Here is an 18043-nt window from a genome sequence, read left to right as displayed (position 1 = left end):
CGGATCGCACCATAGGCTGATCGGTATGGGACGTCCTCGCCGTATCGTGCTCATCCGGCATGGTGAGTCCCAGGGCAACCACGACGACACCATCTACGAGCGGGTGCCGGACCACGCCCTGGAGCTGACCGAGAAGGGCCTGCGCCAGGCCGCCGAGGCCGGGGCGCGGCTGCGGGAGCTGTTCGGCGACGAGCGCGTCCAGGCGTTCGTGTCCCCCTACCGCCGCACATGGCACACCTACCGCGCCCTGGGGCTGGACCCGCGGCTCACCCAGGCCAGGGAGGAGCCCCGGCTCCGGGAGCAGGACTGGGGCAACTGGCAGGACATCGAGGACATCCACCGGCAGCGCAAGGCCCGCGACGCCTACGGGCACTTCTTCTACCGGTTCGCCATGGGGGAGAGCGGCGCGGACGTCTACGACCGGGTCGGGTCCTTCCTCGAGACGCTCTACCGCGCCTTCGACAAGGACGACTTCCCGCCCAACGTGCTGCTCGTCACCCACGGGCTGACCATGCGGCTCTTCTGCATGCGCTGGTTCCACTGGACCGTGCAGGACTTCGAGGCCCTGTCCAACCCGGACAACGCCGAGACGCGGATGCTGGTCCTCGGGTCGTCCGGCAGCTACAGCCTGGACCGGCCGTTCGAGCGCTGGTGCACCCCGGAACGGCCCGGAGGCGGCGAGATCTGAGCGGGGTGCCGGGCGCGGGGGCCCGCGGACCCGGCGAAATCCCTGAGGCGGGTGAGTTTCGGCACAAGGAGATTGACCCGGAACACGTGCGATGTCAGAGTTTCCGACGTCATGACGGCTCACACCCCCCCTTCCGCGCGGGCCGCCCGCGCGCTCGACAGCCTCCGCGGCCTGGCCGTGGGCGACGCCCTCGGCTCGCAGTTCTTCGTCCCGGCGCACTACACGGCCCTGCAGAACGGCGACCTGCCACCCGGTACGTGGAAGTGGACCGACGACACCGAGATGGCCTGCTCGGTCGTCGCCGTCCTCGTCGCCCACGGGCGGATCGACCAGGACGCCCTGGCGGCGTCCTTCGCCGAGCACCACGACTTCGACCGCGGCTACGGCCCCGCCGTGGGCCGCATGCTGCGGCAGATCCGCCAGGAGGGAGCCGACTGGCGCGAGCTGGCCGCGGCCCTCTTCAACGGCCAGGGATCGTGGGGAAACGGCGCCGCCATGCGGATCGCGCCGCTGGGCGCCTGGTACGCGGGCGACCCCGTCCAGGCCACCCACCAGGCCGAGATCTCGGCCTACACCACGCACCAGCACCGCGAGGCGGTGGCCGGCGCGATGGCCGTCGCCGCGGCCGCCGCCCTCGCCGCGGACCCCTCGGGCCCGCAGGACCCGGCGGACCTGCTGGGCGCGGTCGTCGACCTGGTCCCGCGCAGCGCCGTCCAGGCAGGCATCCGGCGAGCCGGTGACATGCTGGACTACGCGGACGTCGGCACCGTCGCGGCCGTGCTGGGCTGCGGACGGCGGACCAGCGCCCACGACACGGTGCCCTTCGCCCTGTGGGCCGCCGCCCGCCATCTCGGCGACTACCGGCAGGCGTTCTGGACCACCGCGAAGGCGGGTGGCGACATGGACACCACGTGCGCCATCGTCGGCGGCATCGTCGCCGCCCGCCCCGGCGGCGAACCCCCGGCCCTGTGGACGGAGCGGACCGAAGCACTGCCCGACTGGGCCACGGTGTCCTGAACGCCCCGTGGAGGCGCCGCGGGGACGACGAGTAGGCTGGTCCCCGCCATGGTCCAGCCACCTCCCACCCACAGCGTCGAACGCTCGATGCGCGCCACGCTCGGCGTGAGGACCGTCGCAGGCATCGACGAGGTGGGCCGCGGCGCCTGGGCGGGGCCGGTCACGGTGTGCGCGGCCGTCACCGGGCTGCGCCGCCCGCCCGAGGGCCTCACCGACTCCAAGCTCATCACGCCTCTCCGCCGTACCCGGCTCGCCGCCGTGCTCACCGGCTGGGTGACGTCCTACGCGCTCGGGCAGGCCTCCTCCGAGGAGATCGACGACCTGGGGATGACGGCCGCCCTTCGGCTGGCCGCGCTGCGCGCCCTCGAAGGACTCCCCGAGGCACCCGAGGCCGTCATCCTCGACGGCAAGCACAACTACCTCGGCAGCGGCGGCCCGTGGCGGGTGCGCACGGTGATCAAGGGCGACCAGTCGTGCGTCGCCGTCGCCGCCGCGTCCGTCATCGCCAAGGTGCACCGCGACCGGCAGATGGCCGAACTCGGCACGGCTTACGGGCCGTTCGCCTTCGCCGACAATGCCGGTTACCCGTCGCCCGTCCACCGCTCCGCGCTCGAGGAGTGGGGTCCGACGCCGCTGCACCGGCTGACGTGGTCCTACCTGGACGCCCTGCCGCGCTGGCAGCACCTGAAGAAGGTCCGCACCACGGAAGACGCAGGGGAACAACTCGGTTTCGATTTCTGATCCGGCACCCACCCCCCGCTGCGCATCCGGTGCGCATTTGATAGACATCAAGTCATGCCTCTCACCCCCGAGGAGCCTCAGATTCACGAGAGCGTCCCGGGTCCCCGCACTGCTCCGACCAGCGGCCGGAGTGCGTCGACCCCCCGTCCTGTCCCTCGCCCGCCCCGGCCTGCCGCGCCGCGGCCCGGGCCGCCGAGGGCGGTCGCCGCTGTCGGTTCCGCTTCCGGCGCCGCCGGCGGCGCCCAGCGCGGCCCTGTCGGCACCGCTGCCCCCGCCGCCGCGAACCAGACCGCTGCGGCCGCTGCCCCCGTCACCGCGTCCCTCCGGCTCGGCCCCGACGCCGGCGGGGCGCAGATCCAGCTCATCCCCGCGCCCGCGCAAGGAGCGCTCGACGCGGCGGAGGAGACCGTCGACCTGCTGCTCGACACCGGACGCGCGCCCGGCGAGATCCTGGTGCTCACCACCGGCGAGCAGCACCCGTGGGCGTCCCACGAGCTGAGCTTCGGCGAGGCCTCCTACTGGGCCCAGCACGACGCCGCCGACGACGTGTTCTACGCCGACATCTCCGCATCGCGCGCCGCCGGCCGGCCCGTCGTGGTGGTGGCGCTCAACGGCGGCAGCGACGAGACGCTGCCACAGGCCCTGGCCGGTGCGCTGTCCCGGGCCGGGGTGCTGCTGATCGTCTGCGGCGACCCGGAGCGCGTCAACAGCCTTCTGGGCACCGGCGCCTGAGCGCTCCAGCCGGCGGCCCGCCTGCCCTGGGGCTCAGCGCAACGACGCCCGGCGCAGGGGGGCCGCCACGGCGTTCGCCGGGTCGGCCCGGTGCGGATCCGGGTGGGCGTGCGACCAGGAGGCGTTGGGTGTGCGTCCTGCGCGGTTCTCCCCGATGACGTTCCAGCCGTCGCGGGTGAGCGTCACGTACGAGCCGCAGCGGAGCCCGTGGAGGGTGCAGGCGTCGCGCAGCCCCCACATCCAGGCGCCGTCCTCGGCGGTCCAGCCGGGAACGCCGTCCCGGCTGACCATCAGGACCGCCGTGCGCACCGGATTGCGCAGCCGCAGGTCGTGCGGGATGACCCGGCGGAGATGGGACAGCAGGGCGTTGCGGCGCTCCCAGCCGTCGACGACGCCGGTGCGGTAGCCGAAGGAGGCGCTGGCGCGGATCCGCCCGTCCGGGTCGTAGGCCGCGACGACGGCGGTGGGCTGGGCCGGCATGTGCCGCGCGTACAGGTCCTTGACGACCTCGCGGGGGCTGGCGAGCAGCGGCACGTCCATGTCGGCCCACTCGGTGGGCTCCAAGGTGCGGGTGACGAGAAAAGCGGCGGCGGAGGACGTCTCCGGAACGAACCCGATGGTCACGGTCCTCCCTTCGCGGATACACCCGTGGACCGGACGCGGGCGTGCGCCGGTCAGAGGGCTCGGGGAGCCGTTCGGGGATCCGTGTCCAATTCTTCCCCGCGTATTGCCCTGCGGCAACGGGCAATTGGCATCGCGGACCGGAATGAGCCCGTCCGTCTGATAGATCCCCGTGGCCTGTACAGGCGGTGCAGTCCGTCAGCCCTGGACCGCCAGGACCAGCGGAAACACCGCGGTCGCGCCGGCCCGCCGGAGGAGCCGGGCGGTGACGGCGAGTGTCCACCCGGTGTCCGCCATGTCGTCGACGAGCAGCACGGGGCCTGCCACCGCCTTCACGGCTTCAACCAGATCCGGTGGCAGGACGAACGCTGCGTGCAGTGCTCGTACGCGCTGGGCGCTGTTGCTGCGCGGCACGGAACCGGGGTCGGCGTCCGGGACGTACTCGACCCTGCCGAGCAGCGGCATCCGTCCGACCTCGGCGATAGCGGCGCCGAGCGAATCGACCATGGCACCGTGGCGACGCGAGGCGACCGTGACGACGCCGGCCGGGCGTGCGGGAGCCCCGGTTTCACCACTCGCCCATCCGCCGGGGCCGCGCGCCCAGTCCGACAGGACCTGCACCACCGCGTCCACCGCGTCGGCGGGGACGGGCCGGTCGGGGGCACCCTCCGTGAACAGCGGCCGCAGCCGGTTGCCCCAGCCGATGTCCGACAGCCTTCCCAGTGCACGGCCGTTCGCCGCCTGCTCGCCTGCCGGGATCCGGCCCTTGAAGGGGACGCCGACGGCTTCGAGGCCGGTGGGCCACATCTTGCGCGGCTCCAGCTCCGCTCCGGGGCGGCCGAGGGCCTGGCGCGCGAGAGCGAGGGACTGCTCGGAGACCGTGGTGGGGAAGCGCGCCCCCGAGCAGTTGTCGCAGCGTCCGCAGGGAGCTGCCTGGTCGTCGTCCAGCTGGCGGCGCAGGAACTCCATCCGGCACTGCGTCGTGCTCGCGTACTCGCGCATCGCCTGCTGCTCGGCGGCACGCTGGCGCGCGACCCAGGCGTACCGCTCGGTGTCGTACACCCAGGGCTCGCCCGTCGCCGTCCAGCCGCCCCGCACCCTGCGGACCGCGCCGTCCACGTCGAGCACCTTGAGCATGATCTCCAGCCGGGAGCGGCGCAGCTCCACCCGGCTCTCCAGAGCGGGCAGCGACAGCGGGCGGTCGGCGGCCCCGAGCTCCGCCAGCGTGCGGCGGACCTGTTCCTCGGGTGGGAAGGCCAGGGAGGCGAAGTAGCGCCAGATCGACTCGTCCTCGCGGCCGGGAAGGAGCAGCACCTCCGCGTGGTCCACGCCGCGGCCGGCTCGGCCCACCTGCTGGTAGTAGGCGATCGGTGAGGACGGCGAACCGACGTGCACCACGAAGCCGAGATCCGGCTTGTCGAATCCCATGCCGAGCGCTGACGTCGCCACCAGCGCCTTGACGCGGTTGGCGAGAAGATCCGCCTCTGCCGCCTGCCGCTCGGCGTTCTCGGTGCGGCCCGAGTACGAGGCGACGGCGAATCCGCGCTGCCGGAGGAAGGCGGTGATCTCCTCGGCCGCCGCCACGGTCAGCGTGTAGATGATTCCCGAGCCCGGGAGGGTGTTGAGGTGGTCGGCGAGCCAGGCCAGCCGGTGGGCGGCGTCCGGCAGCGCGAGCACGCCCAGCGACAGGCTCTCCCGCTCCAGCGGACCGCGCAGGACGAGGGTGCCCTCGTCGTCCTCCTGCGGTGTCGTGCCCGTGCCGAGCTGCTCGGCCACGTCGGCGGTGACCCGGGCGTTCGCCGTCGCCGTCGTCGCCAGGACGGGGACGCCGGGCTTGAGCTCGGCCAGCATGGTGCGCAGCCGCCGGTAGTCGGGGCGGAAGTCGTGGCCCCAGTCGGAGATGCAGTGGGCCTCGTCCACCACGAGAAGGCCCGTGGTCGCCGCGAGCCGGGGCAGCACCTGGTCCCGGAAGTCCGGGTTGTTCAGCCGCTCCGGGCTGACCAGCAGGACGTCCACCTCGCCGGCTGCCACCTCGGCCTCGATCCCGCTCCACTCCTCCACGTTGGACGAGTTGATGGTGCGGGCCGTGATCCCGGCACGGGCCGCGGCCTCCACCTGGTTGCGCATGAGCGCCAGCAGCGGGGAGACGATCACCGTGGGGCCCGCACCCCGCTCGCGCAGCAGCGCGGTGGCCACGAAGTAGACGGCCGACTTGCCCCAGCCCGTGCGCTGCACCACCAGCGTTCTGCGCGCGTGCGCGACGAGGGCCTCGACCGCGCGCCACTGGTCTTCGCGCAGCCGGGCGGCTCCCGGCTCGGCGCCGACGAGGCGGCTCAGGACGATGTCGGCGGCTGCGCGCAGCCCGCTGGTCGTTTCGGTCATGGCTCCATGCAACAGGACACCACCGACAGAGCGCCAACCCCGGCGTGCGGCCTGTGGACAACTTGGGCCGCGAGTTTTCCACAGCCGTTCGAGCGATCTGGTGCGCGATGCGTGCGGTGCGGCACTCTCGAACCATGACACAGAGCAACGAGATGTACCACGGAGAGTCATCGCCGGTCGAGGGTCTCAAGGTCGTCCTGAGCGGGCCCGGCGAGCTGGCCGACGCCCTCCCCTTCCTCATGGGGTACCACCCCACCGACTCCGTCGTCCTGCTGGCCCTGCACGGGGAGGAAGGACGCTTCGGCGGCCGGGTGAGGATCGCCCTGCCCCGCGCGCCGGAGGTCTTCAGGGAGTGGCCCGACGTCGCCAGGCACCTGGCCGGCTGCCTGGTGGACGGCAGTCTGCGGCGCGGCGGCCGGCCCGCCGCGATCGTCGCCTTCCTCTGCCAGGATCCGCGCGAGGGTGAGCACCCTCCGGAGGTGAAGGAGCGGCTGCGGCCGGTCGCCCAGCAGCTGCGCGTCGCCTGCGGAGCGCTGGACGTGCCGGTGGTCGAGGCGCTGTGCCTGTCCGGCGGCCGGTGGTGGTCCTACTGCCGGCCCGAGCAGGAGGGGGATCCGGCGGTTGCGGACGAGGGAGCGCCGCTCGCCCCGCCCGGCACGTCCGCCCTCGCCGCGGCGGCCGCCTACGCGGGCATCCCGATGCCGTCCTCGCTGCGGGACCTGGAGGCCCGGCTCCGGCCCGCCGGTAGCCGGGCGGCCGCCCACGAGGCCGCGCTCGACCTGGCCTGTGCCAGGCTCGTGCCGCGCATGCTCGACCGGGCCGCGGGCGCCTTGGTCACCGAGCGCACCGTCGAGCTGGCCAGGGCCGCTCTCGACGCCTTCGCGGCGGCGCCCCCGATCAGCGACGCCGCGCTGTCCGACCCGCGCGACGACGCTCTCCTCGCCGACGACGAAGCCGCGGAGATGATCCTCGGGCTGCAGGACCGGGAAGCGCGCGACCGCGTCGTGGAGTGGGCGGATCCGCAGCGGGCGGGCGCTGCCGTCCGGCTCTGGCGGGCGCTGGCCCGCCGCTGTCCGGGGCCGTACACGGAGCACGCCGCGGCACTGCTCGCCCTGACCGGGTGGGTCGCGTGGTGTTCCGGAGACGAGGCGGAGGCGCGGGTCGCGCTGCACACGGCGCTGGAGCTGGAGCCGCACTGCTCCTTCGCCCTTCTGCTCCAGCACGCCGTCAGCCAGGGGCTCGACCCGGAGGTGGTGCGCCGTGCACTGCGCGGCACCAGGCGCCGCAGGGTCGTGGAGGCGGCTACAGCTCGCCGCGGACCATCCGGAGCAGCCGGTCGAGGACCCGGCCGTCGCTCACCCGGAGACCGTCGTGCTCGTATTCGTCGGTGACCCAGGTGCGCAGGCCGCGGATCGACTGCGCGGTCGCCAGCGAGTCCGCGGTGTCGACGTACATGTCGTCGTGGTAGACGGCCGCGACGACCGGCACGTCGTTGTGCGCGAGCCGCGACGGATCGTAGAGGTCGGGCCACTGTCCGCGCTGCGCCAGCAGCTCCGCCGTCTCGCGCAGTGGTGCGAGCGCCGGGTCGGTCTCGAACATCCACGGGTGGATCGTCTCGCCGGTGAAGAGCACCGGCGCTCCGCTCTCCAACGAGGCGCCGGCGTCGAACTCCGGGAATTCGGGCCGGACACGCTCGGCCGCCCACCGGGTTCCGTCCTGGAGGACGGACCGCTGGCCGTAGCTCGGCTCGTGGAGCAGCGCGTAGAGAGGGGCCCCCGCGAAGGAGAGATGCCCCTGGACCTGCGAGAGGAAGGAGTCGGAGAGGACCGGGTCGGCCGGTCCGGTGACGAAGGCGTCCTCGACGAGGTAATGCAGGGTGTGGGACCCGCTTCCGTACCCGAGCATCAGGCCGAGGGCCTGGAAGGCGCGCGGGGTGAGCAGGCCGCCGTCCGGGAGCGGCACGGAGTGCTCGTGCAGATGGCGGACGATGTCCCGGACCCTGGCGACGTCCTCGGGATAGCGCGTGTAGTGGGCTGCGTTCTTGCGCCGGATGCGCGGGTAGGCCGCGCGGTAGACGTCCTCGGCCGTCGCCCGCAGACCGGGCAGGCCACCGGTGATCAGCACCTCGCGCAGCGCCTCGGGTGCGAAGGACAGATAGGTGACGGCGCAGAAGCCGCCGAAGCTCTGGCCGAGGACGGTCCACCGGCCGTCGTCGCCGAGCAGGTGGCGCCGCAGGATCTCGCAGTCCCTGACGATGGAGTCGGCCCGGAAATGGGTCAGGTACTCCGCCTGGGCGGCGGCATCGCCGCGCAGCGGAAGGGTCTGACGGTTCGCGGGCGTCGAGCGGCCGGTGCCGCGCTGGTCGAGCAGCAGCACCCGGTAGTCGTCGAGCGCCCGCGAGAGCCAGCCGTCCCGGCCCAGCGGCCGCGGGGCCCGGTTTCCCGGGCCGCCCTGCAGGAAGACCAGCCAGGGCAGCTGCCCCGGGTCCTTGCCCGCGGCCACCACTTCCCGGGCGAAGAGGTCGATCTGCTCCCCGCCCGGCGCAAGGTGGTCCAGCGGTACGGGGAGGACGTGGTCGGTGACGACGATGCCGGGCTGACGGTGGACGGGCATGCTGCCTCACTTCTGCGGTTCCCGCGCGCGCCGCATCTGCTGCGGCGCCTTTCGTCCAGGAACGGTAGACGGTCCGTGACCTGGCCGGGCGGAGCAGCGTTCACCAGGCGTGCAGCACTCACCGCAGCAGCTGAAGCAGCATTCGGGAGCGCGCCGGGCCCACGCCGTGCGGCGGAGCCCGGCGCGGGGCGGCGGGAAGCGGTGACGGCGCCGCCGCGTCCGGCGCCGGTGCGGGCGGGGCGGCGGACGGCGCCCGTCCACGACACGCTGGTCTGCGTGGCCGCCCCGGCGCTGGCCGTGTCGGACCGGGACGGCCAGTTGCGCGGTGACGGAGTCGCCGGCCTCTACCGCGACGGAAGGCGGCTTCTCGCCCGGTGCCTGCTGACGGTCGCGGGGGTGGAACCGGTTCCCGTTCAGGCGGTGACGCTCGGCGCCGACCGGGTCCGCTTCGTGGCGGTGGTGGGCGGCGCCGCAGGCAGCGGGCCCGATCCCACGATGACGGTCGAGCGGTTGCGGACGGCCGGGGGAGTCGAGCGGATCACGGTCACGAATGCCGGCTCCCTTCCGATACGGTTGCCGGTCGAGATCGCCCTCGGTACCGACCTCGCGCCGCTCGCCGCCGTGGCTGCGGGGCGGGGTGGGCGCGGAGTGTCCTGCACCGTCAGCGGTGCGGGGCTGCGCTGGACGGACGGCGAGCGCGTGGTGGTGGCGACCGCCCGGCCCGTCCCCGACGAGGTGTTCGCCGCGACGGGCGTGCTGGTGTGGCGGCTCGACCTGCCGGGCGGCGGAGCGCGCACGATCGAGCTGCGCACCGGGTCCGTTCGGCCCGCGGGGGCCACCGACCGGATGCCACCACTCGCACGACCGCCTGCGCTCTGGCCCGCCGTGGAGTTGGAGGCGGACGACACCGGGGCCGGGGCGCTGCTGCGCACATCGCTCGACGACGTGCAGAGCCTGCTGCTGCGTGACCGTGCGCACCCCGCGGATCTGTACCCCGCGGCCGGAGCACCCTGGCGGCTCGCCGGTGCGCCGCCCGACGCACTGTGGGCGGCGCGGATGCTGCTCCCGTTCGGCACCAGGCTCGCGGCGGGCACGCTGCGCACGATCGCGCGGGCCCAGGACCCGGGCAGCGGGGAGATCGCCGGGCCGCCGCGCGACACCGGGGCCCAGCTGCCGCCGCTGCCCTGCGCGGTGGAGGCGGTGCCGCTGTTCGTGACCGTTCTGGCCGAGGCCTGGCGGTGGGGACTCCCGGCCCGGGAGGTGGAGGAGTTGCTGCCCGCGGCCGAGCGCTGCCTTGCCTGGCTGGACCGGGCCATGGCGACGGCGGGGGCGGGCGGACTGGTCGCCGGTCCTGTGCGCGGCGGCCCGCTGCGGGCCGAGGTGCAGGCCTTTGCGCACCGGGCCGCGCTGCACGGCGCGGATCTGCTGGAGGCTTTCGGCAGACCGGGCGGGGAGAGCTGGCGGGAGCGGGCGGCGCAGCTGCGGGCGGAGTTCCGGCTGCGGTTCTGGACGGACGAGCCCGGAGGAGGCCGTCCCGTGGTGGCGCGCACGGCGGGGGGCGGCGTTCTGGACGTTCCGTCGTCGGTACTGGCCCACCTGCTGGACACCGGATTGGCCGCAGGAGGCTCCGTGGCCCCGGGGCTGCTGGACACGGGGCGGACGGCCCGGCTCGCGCGGCTGCTGACGGCGCCGGGACTGGACAGCGGCTGGGGGCTGCGCACCCTGCCGGCCGGGGCGCCGGGATACAACCCGTTCGGGCATCGCAGCGGCGCCGTCCGCGTGCACGAGACCGCGGTCGCCGTGGCCGGTCTGGCCGCCGCCGGACACGAGGACGCGGCGGTGGCCCTGCTCACCGGGCTCCTCGACGCGGCTGCGGCGTTCGGGGCGAGGCTGCCGGAGATGTACGCCGGGGAGCAGCGCGCGGCCGGACGTACACCGTGCCCGCATCCCATGGCGTGCCGTCCCGCGGCGCTCGCCGCGGCCGGGGCGGTGCACGTGCTGGCCGCGCTCGCAGGGGTGCGGCCCGACGTGCCGGGAGGCTCCGTCGCGCTGCGCCCGATGGCCCGGGCGCCGGTGGGGGCGGTCAGGGTGAGCGGGATGCGGGTCGCGGGCGCGCCGTTCGCGGTGCGGGTCGGCAGGACGGGGACGGCGATGGTCGAGGAGGCGCCCCCGGGTCTGCGGCTCGGCGCGTGACAGGGGCGGCGCGGCCCACGACGTGATCGTGGAAGGTGCCGATCCGGCTGATTATCGTCAGGCAGACGACTAAGATCACCACCATGTCGCCCTACGACCCGTCGGCCTTCCCGCCCTTCGCCGTGACCGTCGACCTGGTCGTGCTCACGGTCCGGCATCACGCCCTGTGCGCGCTGTCGGTGCGCCGTGGTGAGCCTCCCTACCAGGGGCGGTGGGCGCTGCCCGGCGGCTTCGTCCGGCAGGACGAGGACCTGACCCAGGCCGCGGCCCGGGAACTGGCCGAGGAGACGGGCCTGCGGGCGCAGAGCGGCGCCCATCTCGAACAGCTCGCCACCTACGGCGATCCGCAGCGCGACCCGCGGATGCGGGTGGTCAGCGTCGCCCATCTGGTGCTCGCACCGGATCTGCCCGCGCCGCGGGCGGGCGGCGACGCGCGCAGCGCCCGGTGGGCGCCGGTCGGCACGCTGCTGGGGGAGGACGGCCAAGAGCATGCCGCCGACACGCCGCCGCTGGCCTTCGATCACGCGCGGATCCTGGCCGACGGGGTGGAGCGGGCCAGGTCGAAGATCGAGTACTCGTCACTGGCCACGGCGTTCTGCCCTCCCGAGTTCACGGTCGGCGAGTTGCGCCGGGTGTACGAGGCGGTGTGGGGAGTGGCCCTCGACCCGCGCAACTTCCACCGCAAGGTCACGGGGACGGTGGGCTTCCTGGTGCCCACGGGCGGGACGACGACGCGGCAGGGCGGCCGTCCGGCGCAGCTGTTCCGGGCGGGCGGGGCCACCCTGCTGAACCCCCCGATGCTCCGACCCGAGGTGTGACTCCCCGGCGGACGTCATTCGGATTTCGGGCATTACGTACCAATCCTGGCGTTATGGTGCTGGGGTGATCCAGGCCATCGGACTGACCAGCATGCCCCGGCGCACCAGCCCGCCGACCGTCGCCGACCTCACCTTCGACATCCGGCCCGGCGAGGTCACCGGCCTGCTCGGACCCGCCGGATCGGGGAAGACCACCGCTCTGCGCCTGCTGCTCGGCCTGCAGCCCGGCAAGGGCGCCACACTCGTCGACGGCTGCCCGCTGCGTGACCTGGCACGCCCCGAGCGCGCCGTCGGCGCCGTCCTCGGAGACGTTCCCGGCCACCCCCGCCGCACCGCCCGCGGTCACCTGCGGATGCTGTGCGCCGCCCACGGACTTCCCCCGTCCCGGGCCGACGAGCTGCTGGAGGCCGTCGGCCTGGGCGCGGTGGCCGACCGGCGGCTCGGCACGTACGCGCTGAGCATGGACCGGCGTCTCGCCTTCGCCGTCGCGCTGCTGCCCGGCCCGCACACCCTCGTGGTCGACGACCCGGCGCGGGACCTGCCGCCGCGTGAGGCGGCCTGGGTGCACGCACTGGTGCGCCGCCACGCCGCAGCCGGCGGCGCGGTGCTGCTCACCGGCCGCGACCCCGGCGCGCTGGCCAGGACGGCGGATCGGATCGTCGTACTGGACGGCGGCCGCATCACCGCCGACGAGCCGGCGGACAGCTTCGCCGGCACCCGGCTGCGCGCCCATGTCGCGGTGCGCTCGCCCTACGCCCAGCGGCTCGCCGGACTGCTGGCCGAGGACGGCGCCGAGGTGGTCGCCGAAGGCGGCAGCCGTATCGCCGTCTACGGGGCCACGTCCGCCGACGTCGGCGAGACCGCCCACCGGCACGGCATCCTGCTGCACCAGCTCGCCGACCGCCCCGGTGGAACCGTGGCCGAGCCCCAGGAGGCGCGCCCGGACCGGGGCCGCGGGGAAGCCGCCGCGCGCCGCAGGGCCCTTCCCCGGCCCCGGCCCGCGCCGTTGCGCACGCCGCACGGCCCGCTGCAGCCGCTGCGCTACGAGCTGCGCCGCTGCTTCGGGCTGCGTACGAGCCTGCCGGTGGTGGCGGCCGCGGTCGCCGGGTCGGTGCTGGGCGCGCTGCTGGTCGCGCGCGGCGGAGCGCCGCACACCCCGCAACTGCGGCTGCTGTCGGGCTGGCCGGCCGGCGTGCCGCTGCCGGCCGCGGCGCTCGGCGCGGCGGTGCTGGGGGCGCTGTCGTACGGGCAGGAGTTCGCCTTCCCGGCCCTGACCCCCGGTTTCGGCCCGGAGCCCCGCGCTCCCCGGCTGCTCGCCGCCAAGCTCGCGGTCAGCGGGGTCCTGGCGTTGCTGCTCGCGCTGCTGGCGGCTCTTGCGGACACCGCCGCGCTGCGGCTGGCCCTCGGCCCCGGAGCTCTCCCGGACCCGCTGGGGCTGTCGGCCACCACCGCCGGCTGGGCCGCGCTCTGCACGGCCTGTGCCTGGACGGGGGTGCTGGCGGCGTGCGCGTTCCGTACCACGGTGCTCGGGGTCTCCGCGGTGCTGTCCGTACCGCTGCTGGTGGCGCCCGCGCTGCGTCTCCTGCTCGGCGGGAGGACGGGAGCGCAGTTCCGTGACGCGGCGGGTGCGTTGTGGTCGGTGGTCACGGGGGCGCCGCGTGCGGACGACCGGGCAGCCCTCGCGGCGCTGCGCTCGGCGGCCCAACCCCTGCTTGCCGCAATGGTGTTGTCACTGTCGTGCCTGGTCATCGCCTATCTGGCAGGTGCGTTGCGGGTGCGCAGGCGAGGGCGCGGGTCAACTCCCGTCCGCTCCACGGCCACTGTGCGAGTCGAGCGGGAAGAGGCCTGATTCGTCCTGATAAAGCGTCAATTATCAGGTGATGAGCGCTCACCCTTTCGTGTGCTTTTCAGCAAAGCCCTCAAGGCCTGCATCAGCATCGCCGACAAAGGATGCGTGAGTACCCTTGCGCACACCATGATGACCGCGGCTCGCTCCGCTGACTCCGGCATCGCCGGCCCGGGCGAGCTGGACCGCTACTCGTATGCCGATGCCCCCGCCGGCGACCGCCCGGCGGGCGGGATCACGTCCTGGGAAGGCATGGATCCGGACGTGGGCCGTGTGGGCCGCCGAACAGGCGGCAGCCGCGGCCGCGGGCTGCACGGCCAACTCGTCCAGCAGCTCGGCCAGATGATCGTGTCCGGCGACCTCGGCGCCGACCGCCCGCTGGTGCCCGAGGAGATCGGCCAGCGCTTCGAGGTCTCCCGCACCGTGGTCCGCGAATCGCTGCGGGTGCTGGAGGCCAAGGGCCTGGTCAGTGCCCGGCCGAACGTCGGCACCCGGGTCCGCCCCGTCAGTGACTGGAATCTGCTCGACCCCGACATCATCGAATGGCGCGCCTTCGGCCCGCACCGTGAGGAGCAGCGCCGCGAGCTGCTCGACCTGCGCTCCACGATCGAACCGCTCGCCGCCCGGCTCGCCGCCGGTCACGGACGCGAGGACGTCCAGCAGCGGCTCGCCGACATGGCCGAGATCATGGCGCATGCGGCGGCCCAGGGTGACGCGCTCACCTTCACGCGCGCGGACGTGGAATTCCACACGCTGCTGCTCACCGTCGCCGGCAACCGCATGCTGGAGCACCTGTCGGGGATCGTCCTGGCGGCCCTCCAGGTCTCCGGCGGCCCGGTCACCGGCTGTGAGCGCCCGGGCGACACCTCGGTAGGGCTGCACCACCGGATCGTCGAGGCGCTCGCCGAGGGCGACGGCGGCACCGCCGAGGCGGCGATGCGCCAGCTGCTCGCGGGTTCCACGGAACAGCCCTCGGCCGCCGCGGACCATGTCGTCCCGGCCCCCCGAGAGCACTGACCGCCTCCGCAGACCGCCGCGGGCCCCGGGGCAGGGGGGCCGGCGGCGGCTCGTGCGCGTCACATGTCCGGCTTTGCCGCTGATCTGCACAATTTGGGGTGTGACTCGGGCCACGTAAGCTGGGCGTAACGCCAGGCGAGGCAGTGCGATGACTTAAGAGGTGGCGGCCGTACGAGGAATATTCGGCATCGATTCCGACGCCGAGTCGCCGTACGGTTCCACCGAGTCGTTCCCATCGTTCCGAGAGGTTGTTCGTGTCGGCCAGCACATCCCGTACGCTCCCGTCCGAGATCGCCGAGTCCGAGTCTCTGATGGCGCTCATCGAGCAGGGTAAGGCCCAGGGGCAGATCGCAGGCGACGACGTGCGTCGGGCGTTCGAAGCGGACCAGATTCCGGCAACCCAGTGGAAGAACGTTCTGCGCAGCCTCAACCAGGTCCTCGACGAGGAGGGTGTGACGCTGATGGTGAGTGCCGCCGAGTCGCCCAAGCGCACCCGCAAGAGCGTCGCAGCCAAGAGTCCGGCGAAACGTACTGCCACCAAGGCGGTCGCCGCCAAGGCGGCCCCTGCCAAGAAGACCGTAGCGCCCAAGGCCCCGGCTCCCGAGCCGGTGGCCGAGGCCGAGACCACGGTGGAGCCATCGGTGGAGGCGGAGAACCCAGCCAAGAAGGCGCCGGCGAAGAAGGCGGCCGTGAAGAAGACGGCTGCCAAGAAGGCGCCCGCGAAGAAGGCGGCGGCAGCCAAGAAGACGGCAGCCGCTGCGAACGAGGACGACGTCGTCGAGGTGGACGAGCCCCTGGAGGACGTCGCGCCCGGCAAGGGCGACGAGGAGGCGGAGAAGACGGAGTCCGAGAGCTTCGTGCTCTCCGACGACGACGAGGACGACGCGCCCGCGCAGCAGGTCGCGGTGGCCGGTGCCACCGCCGACCCGGTCAAGGACTACCTCAAGCAGATCGGCAAGGTCCCGCTGCTCAACGCCGAGCAGGAGGTGGAGCTGGCCAAGCGCATCGAGGCAGGCCTCTTCGCCGAGGACAAGCTGGCGGCCGCCGACAAGCTCGCCCCCAAGCTCAAGCGCGAGCTGGAAATCATCGCCGAGGACGGGCGCTGGGCCAAGAACCACCTGCTGGAGGCCAACCTCCGGCTCGTGGTCTCCCTGGCCAAGCGCTACACCGGCCGCGGCATGCTCTTCCTGGACCTGATCCAGGAGGGCAACCTGGGCCTGATCCGTGCGGTGGAGAAGTTCGACTACACCAAGGGCTTCAAGTTCTCCACGTACGCCACCTGGTGGATCCGGCAGGCGATCACCCGCGCGATGGCCGACCAGGCCCGCACCATCCGCATCCCTGTGCACATGGTCGAGGTCATCAACAAGCTCGCCAGGGTGCAGCGGCAGATGCTCCAGGACCTGGGCCGCGAGCCCACCCCGGAGGAGCTGGCCAAGGAACTCGACATGACCCCGGAGAAGGTCATCGAGGTCCAGAAGTACGGCCGCGAGCCGATCTCGCTGCACACCCCGCTCGGTGAGGACGGCGACAGCGAGTTCGGTGACCTCATCGAGGACTCCGAGGCGGTCGTGCCCGCCGACGCGGTCAGCTTCACGCTTCTGCAGGAGCAGCTGCACTCGGTCCTCGACACGCTGTCCGAGCGGGAGGCGGGCGTGGTCTCCATGCGGTTCGGGCTCACCGACGGGCAGCCGAAGACGCTGGACGAGATCGGCAAGGTCTACGGGGTCACGCGTGAGCGGATCCGGCAGATCGAGTCGAAGACGATGTCGAAGCTGCGCCACCCGTCGCGCTCCCAGGTGCTGCGGGACTACCTCGACTGATCCTCCCTACGGCCGTCCTCCGGGACGGCGGGACCGGGGCGCGCCGCCCGCGCGCGTCGCCGGTCTGCGGATGCGGCCTCCCGCCCTATCGATGACTCTGGGTGCTCAGAGTGGTTCACAGGGTCAGGAGGCCGTATGCATCTCCCCGTTCCCACCTGCCTGCGTCGACAGGGCCGGCGAGGCCGCCGTCGTACGGCCATAGCCGCGGCGGCCCTGCTGCCGGCGTTCGCCCTCCCGCTGGCGGCGCCGGCGGCTCCCGCCGCCGCCAATGGAGTAGTGGTCGGCGGTGTGCCGACATCGACCGACGACGAGCCGTGGGTGGTGGCGCTGGCCAGCCGTAAGCGTTTCGGCTCGGCGAGATCCGGGCAGTTCTGCGGCGGTGTGGCGGTGGGGGCGCGTACGGTCGTCACCGCGGCGCACTGCCTCGGTCAGGAGGCGCTCGGCGTCACGGACTGGCACAACCTGCCGGACCTGAGGGTGATCGCCGGGCGGACGGATCTGAGCGGCTCGGACGGGCAGGAGCTGCAGCTCTCCGACGTGTGGGTCAATCCCGATTTCGACGCCTCCACCAACGCCGGGGACGTCGCGGTGATCACACTGTCGCAGGCGCTCCCCGGCGGCGCCGTGATCCCGATGGCCCAACCGTCGGACACCGCCCCGTACGCACCGGGCACCCCGGCGCAGGTCTACGGCTGGGGTGACACCACGGGGCAGGGTACGTACCCGCAGGCGCTGCGGACGGCCACGGTGGACGTACTGGCGGACTCGGTGTGCGAGAAGGCCTACCCCGGCGACGCGGACGGCACGTATGTGCGCGATTCCATGGTGTGCGCGGGGGTGACGGGCGGTGGCAAGGACGCGTGCCAGGGTGACAGCGGTGGACCGCTCGTCGTGGGCGGTCTGCTGATCGGGCTGGTGTCCTGGGGGACGGGCTGCGCGGAGGCCGACTACCCGGGCGTCTACACCCGCGTGTCAGCGGTGTCCGGGCTGGTGGCCCAGCACATGTGAGCACGGCCCGGTGGCGGAAAGCCCGCGGGCGGACACCCCCTGTAGGGGTCCGTCCGCCCGCGGGGCCGAGCTCGTCGCGTGGTGCGATGTGTCAGCGCTCGTCATCTCCCGCCGAGGCCGGGGGGTCGGTGAGGCGCCCCGTCTCGTCCTGTATTTCCGCAGCGATCTTCTTGAGTTCCGGCTCGAACTTGCGTCCGTGGTGTGCGCAGAAGAGCAGCTCTCCGCCGCTGGCGAGAACGACACGCAGGTAGGCCTGAGCGCCGCAACGGTCGCAGCGGTCTGCCGCTGTCAGCGGACTCGCGGGGGTCAGAACAGTGGTCACGTCGCCTCTTCTCTAGCTCGACGAGCTGTCGTACCAGGGTCAACATCCAACCAGGCCGAAAACGTTCCCGCTGACGACTTTTCCTCGAAAACGGACCTCGGAGTGACTGGGTGCTACCGATTGGCGGCGAATAGGAGTCAGTTGCGTCGAATGGTGCCTATGGGGCTTTTGTCGTACTGATCCACACTCGCCCCGACCGGCTTGCCGGGGTGTTGGTGAGGA

General features: G+C 73.3%; 15 protein-coding genes. 11 read left to right on the top strand and 4 right to left on the bottom strand.

The features are described 5' to 3' along the window. The first annotated feature begins 25 nt into the window (after nt 1-25). From ACH4SE_RS25260 to ACH4SE_RS25245, 4 genes are all read left to right on the top strand, one after another. Nucleotides 26-688 carry a phosphoglycerate mutase family protein gene (locus ACH4SE_RS25260; RefSeq protein WP_398545740.1) on the top strand — a complete coding sequence of 221 codons (663 nt, stop codon included), beginning with the start codon at nt 26-28 and terminating at the stop codon, nt 686-688. 111 nt (nt 689-799) lie between these two features. Continuing rightward, the gene (locus tag ACH4SE_RS25255) at nt 800-1705 is read left to right on the top strand and encodes an ADP-ribosylglycohydrolase family protein (protein WP_398545739.1); all 906 of its coding nucleotides are present in this window, start codon (nt 800-802) and stop codon (nt 1703-1705) included. Nucleotides 1706-1753: 48 nt separating this feature from the next. Continuing rightward, nucleotides 1754-2446: a ribonuclease HII gene (locus tag ACH4SE_RS25250; RefSeq protein WP_398545738.1), complete on the top strand. Its 693-nt coding sequence runs from the start codon at nt 1754-1756 to the stop codon at nt 2444-2446. A gap of 54 nt (nt 2447-2500) precedes the next feature. Beyond that, on the top strand, nt 2501-3178 hold the full coding sequence (locus ACH4SE_RS25245; protein WP_398545737.1) for a hypothetical protein: 678 nt from the start codon (nt 2501-2503) through the stop codon (nt 3176-3178). 33 nt (nt 3179-3211) lie between these two features. Here ACH4SE_RS25245 and ACH4SE_RS25240 read toward each other — a convergent pair whose 3' ends face one another. Next, complete coding sequence (locus ACH4SE_RS25240) at nt 3212-3802, bottom strand: hypothetical protein (protein ID WP_398545736.1); 591 nt, start codon at nt 3800-3802, stop codon at nt 3212-3214. Between the two features lie 195 nt (nt 3803-3997). Beyond that, entirely contained in the window at nt 3998-6181 is a 2184-nt protein-coding gene (locus ACH4SE_RS25235) for a DEAD/DEAH box helicase (protein ID WP_398545735.1), read from the bottom strand. 134 nt (nt 6182-6315) lie between these two features. On the opposite strand from ACH4SE_RS25235, the gene ACH4SE_RS25230 reads away from it, so the two are divergent. After that, nucleotides 6316-7572 (top strand): DUF4192 domain-containing protein, encoded by a 1257-nt coding sequence (locus tag ACH4SE_RS25230; protein ID WP_398545734.1) that lies wholly within the window; start codon nt 6316-6318, stop codon nt 7570-7572. On the opposite strand, the gene ACH4SE_RS25225 is transcribed toward ACH4SE_RS25230, so the two are convergent. Continuing rightward, complete coding sequence (locus tag ACH4SE_RS25225; protein ID WP_398545733.1) at nt 7484-8794, bottom strand: alpha/beta fold hydrolase; 1311 nt, start codon at nt 8792-8794, stop codon at nt 7484-7486. The genes ACH4SE_RS25230 and ACH4SE_RS25225 overlap by 89 nt on opposite strands. Before the next feature lie 276 nt (nt 8795-9070). Between ACH4SE_RS25225 and ACH4SE_RS25220 the strand changes: the two genes are divergently transcribed. From ACH4SE_RS25220 to ACH4SE_RS25195, 6 genes are all read left to right on the top strand, one after another. Continuing rightward, nucleotides 9071-10987 (top strand): glycogen debranching N-terminal domain-containing protein, encoded by a 1917-nt coding sequence (locus ACH4SE_RS25220; protein ID WP_398545732.1) that lies wholly within the window; start codon nt 9071-9073, stop codon nt 10985-10987. Between the two features lie 83 nt (nt 10988-11070). Further along, complete coding sequence (locus ACH4SE_RS25215; protein ID WP_398545731.1) at nt 11071-11805, top strand: NUDIX domain-containing protein; 735 nt, start codon at nt 11071-11073, stop codon at nt 11803-11805. Nucleotides 11806-11869: 64 nt separating this feature from the next. After that, nucleotides 11870-13654 carry an ATP-binding cassette domain-containing protein gene (locus ACH4SE_RS25210; protein ID WP_398545730.1) on the top strand — a complete coding sequence of 595 codons (1785 nt, stop codon included), beginning with the start codon at nt 11870-11872 and terminating at the stop codon, nt 13652-13654. A gap of 105 nt (nt 13655-13759) precedes the next feature. Further along, nucleotides 13760-14668 (top strand): FadR/GntR family transcriptional regulator, encoded by a 909-nt coding sequence (locus ACH4SE_RS25205; protein ID WP_398545729.1) that lies wholly within the window; start codon nt 13760-13762, stop codon nt 14666-14668. Nucleotides 14669-14922: 254 nt separating this feature from the next. Beyond that, nucleotides 14923-16491: an RNA polymerase sigma factor gene (locus ACH4SE_RS25200; protein ID WP_398545728.1), complete on the top strand. Its 1569-nt coding sequence runs from the start codon at nt 14923-14925 to the stop codon at nt 16489-16491. Nucleotides 16492-16626: 135 nt separating this feature from the next. After that, entirely contained in the window at nt 16627-17499 is an 873-nt protein-coding gene (locus tag ACH4SE_RS25195) for a S1 family peptidase (protein WP_398545727.1), read from the top strand. A 91-nt stretch (nt 17500-17590) separates the two neighbouring features. On the opposite strand, the gene ACH4SE_RS25190 is transcribed toward ACH4SE_RS25195, so the two are convergent. Next, complete coding sequence (locus ACH4SE_RS25190) at nt 17591-17821, bottom strand: hypothetical protein (RefSeq protein ID WP_398545726.1); 231 nt, start codon at nt 17819-17821, stop codon at nt 17591-17593. Nucleotides 17822-18043 lie beyond the last annotated feature (222 nt).

Source organism: Streptomyces sp. NPDC020983, assembly GCF_044333485.1.
In the GTDB taxonomy this organism is placed as follows: Bacteria; Actinomycetota; Actinomycetes; order Streptomycetales; family Streptomycetaceae; genus Actinacidiphila.
This window is presented reverse-complemented; position numbering and strand designations above follow the sequence as displayed.

What these genes read in the sequence shown, in the direction of transcription:
- ACH4SE_RS25255 (WP_398545739.1), top strand. Translation starts at nt 800, where the DNA reads ATGACGGCTCACACCCCCCCTTCCGCGCGGGCCGCCCGCGCGCTCGAC.
- ACH4SE_RS25230 (WP_398545734.1), top strand. Translation starts at nt 6,316, where the DNA reads ATGACACAGAGCAACGAGATGTACCACGGAGAGTCATCGCCGGTCGAG.
- ACH4SE_RS25215 (WP_398545731.1), top strand. Translation starts at nt 11,071, where the DNA reads ATGTCGCCCTACGACCCGTCGGCCTTCCCGCCCTTCGCCGTGACCGTC.
- ACH4SE_RS25195 (WP_398545727.1), top strand. Translation starts at nt 16,627, where the DNA reads ATGCATCTCCCCGTTCCCACCTGCCTGCGTCGACAGGGCCGGCGAGGC.
- ACH4SE_RS25235 (WP_398545735.1), bottom strand. Translation starts at nt 6,181, where the DNA reads ATGACCGAAACGACCAGCGGGCTGCGCGCAGCCGCCGACATCGTCCTG.
- ACH4SE_RS25225 (WP_398545733.1), bottom strand. Translation starts at nt 8,794, where the DNA reads ATGCCCGTCCACCGTCAGCCCGGCATCGTCGTCACCGACCACGTCCTC.
- ACH4SE_RS25260 (WP_398545740.1), top strand. Translation starts at nt 26, where the DNA reads ATGGGACGTCCTCGCCGTATCGTGCTCATCCGGCATGGTGAGTCCCAG.
- ACH4SE_RS25245 (WP_398545737.1), top strand. Translation starts at nt 2,501, where the DNA reads ATGCCTCTCACCCCCGAGGAGCCTCAGATTCACGAGAGCGTCCCGGGT.
- ACH4SE_RS25250 (WP_398545738.1), top strand. Translation starts at nt 1,754, where the DNA reads ATGGTCCAGCCACCTCCCACCCACAGCGTCGAACGCTCGATGCGCGCC.